The sequence below is a fragment of the Caballeronia sp. genome, from assembly GCF_028292365.1.
Classification (GTDB): domain Bacteria; phylum Pseudomonadota; class Gammaproteobacteria; order Burkholderiales; family Burkholderiaceae; genus Caballeronia.
In genome coordinates this window covers 1-3,199 of sequence record NZ_JAQGMM010000030.1, presented here as the reverse complement: position 1 = coordinate 3,199, position 3,199 = coordinate 1, and the positions used below count along the sequence as shown (strand labels likewise).

Below are 3,199 nucleotides of genomic sequence, written 5' to 3'. Positions count from 1 at the left end.
TTGCTCGATCTGGTTGACCGTAAAGGCTTGGAAGCGATGTTTTAAAAGCTTCCCAAGGAGACCATCTCAACCTCAACATTCAACAATATTCACCGCCAACCCGCCCCGCGACGTTTCCTTGTACTTCGTTTTCATATCGGCGCCGGTCTGCATCATCGTCTTGATAACAGAATCGAGCGACACGTAATGGCTGCCATCCCCGCGCATTGCCATGCGCGCTGCATTCACCGCTTTCATCGATCCCATCGCATTACGCTCGATGCACGGAATCTGCACCATCCCGCCAACCGGATCGCAAGTGAGCCCGAGGTTATGTTCCATCCCGATTTCGGCAGCGTTTTCAACCTGCGTCGGCGTTCCGCCCATGACTGCCGCCAACCCCGCTGCCGCCATCGAACACGCAACGCCCACTTCGCCCTGACACCCGACTTCAGCGCCCGATATCGACGCGTTCATCTTGTACAGAATCCCGATGGCCGCCGCTGTCAGTAAAAAGTCGATCACGCCTTGCGCATTCGATCCCGGCATGAACCGGTCGTAGTAGTGCAGCACTGCCGGAATGATCCCGGCCGCGCCGTTCGTCGGCGCAGTGACAACGCGCCCGCCCACCGCGTTTTCCTCATTTACCGCAATGGCGTAAAGATTGATCCAGTCGATCATGGAAAGCGGATCACGCAGCGCCTGCTCGGGTTTGTCGACCAGCGCCCGATACAACACCGGCGCGCGCCGTTTGACCTGAAACGGACCGGGCAGACAACCATCGGCGTCGGGGTTATCGATTCCGCAACCGCGCTTCACGCACGACTGCATCACTTCCCAAATGCGCAGCAAGCCCGAGCGAATCTCGTCTTCGCTGCGCCACACGCGCTCGTTGTCCCACATCAATTGCGCCACGGATTTGCCCGTTTCACGGCACAACGCGAGCAATTCATCGCCGGATTGAAACGCGTACGGCAACTGTTCAATCGCGGTCAGCACCTTCACATTCGATGCTCCCGCTGTCACCACAAAACCGCCACCCACCGATAGATACGTCGAGTCGCGCAATGAAACGCCGTTGGCATCGAAGGCATGGAGTTTCATGCCGTTCGGATGCTCAGCCAGCGCTTGCCGCAGAAATGCAATGTGTTCCTTCAGTACAAACGGAATCTCATGCCGGCCTAGCAGCATGAGTTTTTTCGTCGCGCGCACGGTCTCGAGCCGCGCGCTGATCGTACCTGCATCCACGGTATCCGGCGCATCGCCCATCAAGCCGAGCATCACGCCCCGATCCGTACCGTGACCCTTGCCGGTTGCACCGAGCGAACCGTACAACTCGCATTTCACGCAAGCCGTGGCGTCCAGCAGACCATCGCGTTCGAGTCCCTGCTCGAACATCAAGGCGGCGCGCATCGGCCCGACCGTATGCGAACTCGACGGACCGATGCCGATTTTGAAAAGATCGAAGACGCTGACTGCCATGACTGCTCCTGCAAAGGTGCTGCTAAAAAATCAGCGCGCCGGCAACGGCAAACAAACCGCGAGCCAGGCCGGCGGCGTGGGCGCCAAGCGCAGCGCAATGGGCGCGTAACGCCCGTCAAGCCGCGCCGATAGATGAAACAACTCGGCCGCGTTTTTCGGATCCCACGTGCCCGAATAACCGGGCAGGCCAGCCTCTCGGCGGGTGGCATCGAAGGGCACGTTCGAATGAACAAATTCGTCGTGCGTGCGCGTACCAAGCGCATAGGGCGTGAGCCAGTTCAGCGCGGCGGCGAGCGTCGCGCCCGACTGCGAGCGCTCAGTCAGCCAGTTGCGGTTATGACGACGCGCCGCGAGCGCAGCCGTGACCAGCGGCTGCAGATCGTACGTGACGTAATGCAGCGCGTCGCGTTCGGCGAAATCGACGGTCGAGCCATCCGGCGCAATGTTGTCTCCAATATGCTCCACATATAGCCGCTGTGCCGCGTTAATCAGCTTGCGGTCATCAGTAGTGAACGCGCCCATCGAAATCAACTTGATCCGGTGACTCTGCCAGTTGTTCCGATACGTACCGGTCAGCGGCCGTTTCTGCTTGTCGATATCCGCTATATATCCCGTCACCATCTTCGTGATGAACGCGTTCGACGCATTCCGCGTCTTTACCGGCAATGCGCTCGCGGTCAGGTCGTAGGCGAGGATCAACGACTCGAAATTCGTTTCATCGATAGGATTGAAACTCGGCTGATAGGTTGTGACCCACGCGAACAAAAACCGGTCGACGAGACGCAAATACGCTTCATTGCCAGTCGCACGCCACGCCAGCGCGGCGTCGCGCATTAATCCGAGATCCTTCTCAGCCTCTTCGCTTTCGTCGCGAATGCCCTGATGCGGCAACGTGCCTTCCGTATGAAGCATTGCCCGCGCCTTCGGCTGGTCGTTCAGCCGCGACTGGACCATTTGCACCAGTGCTTTCACGCCCGGATCGGCGTTCGTGCGCTCACTGTTCTGCATCGCGGGTGCGGCGCAAAAATTCATTGCGGCAACCGCGCTTGGCGCGCTGATTGCCGATGCGGCAAGGGCCGCGATCATCGCCGGAACACGCCACGTTTTACTCACCACTCGCACCTGTCGCGCCATGCAAAACTCCCTGATTGGCTTGGTTCGGGAGAGATGGTATCTGGTGTTGTGTGACTCCGGCAAAACTGTCCGACATCTCGCGAATGCCGGACAGTTGAAACGCGTGCTTATTTACCGCTCATTCTCCATATTCGGACAACGGAATGCACGAGCAGAACAGGTTGCGGTCGCCGTAGGCGTTGTCGGCGCGGCCGACCGGCGGCCAGTACTTGCGCGCAATCAACGATGTCAGCGGATACGCCGCCGTTTCCCGCGAATAAGCGTGGCTCCAGCCATCCGACACAACCACCGCCGCCGTATGCGGCGCGTTCTTCAGCGGATTATCTTCGCGATCCGATTTGCCTTCCTCCACCGCGCGAATTTCGTCGCGAATGGCGATCATTGCATCGATAAACCGATCCAGTTCCTCTTTCGATTCCGATTCCGTCGGCTCAACCATCAGCGTGCCCGGCACCGGGAAGCTCATCGTCGGCGCGTGGAAACCGTAATCGATCAGGCGCTTGGCGACGTCATCGACCGAAATGCCGCTGGTTTCTTTCAACGGACGCAGATCGAGAATGCACTCGTGCGCGACCAGACCGCCCGCGCCGCTGTACAGCACGGG

2 protein-coding genes and 1 pseudogene are annotated in these 3,199 nt (G+C 59.3%); all 3 read right to left on the bottom strand.

What is annotated here, in order from left to right:
• Nucleotides 1-72: 72 nt before the first annotated feature.
• On the bottom strand, nucleotides 73-1,461 hold the full coding sequence (locus tag JWR14_RS01415; protein WP_299700086.1) for an L-serine ammonia-lyase: 1,389 nt from the start codon (nucleotides 1,459-1,461) through the stop codon (nucleotides 73-75).
• A gap of 30 nt (nucleotides 1,462-1,491) precedes the next feature.
• Nucleotides 1,492-2,595 (bottom strand): alginate lyase family protein, encoded by a 1,104-nt coding sequence (locus JWR14_RS01410; protein ID WP_299700083.1) that lies wholly within the window; start codon nucleotides 2,593-2,595, stop codon nucleotides 1,492-1,494.
• Nucleotides 2,596-2,713: 118 nt separating this feature from the next.
• A pseudogene (locus JWR14_RS01405) lies at nucleotides 2,714-3,199 on the bottom strand (glycine dehydrogenase (aminomethyl-transferring)); the annotation flags it as partial.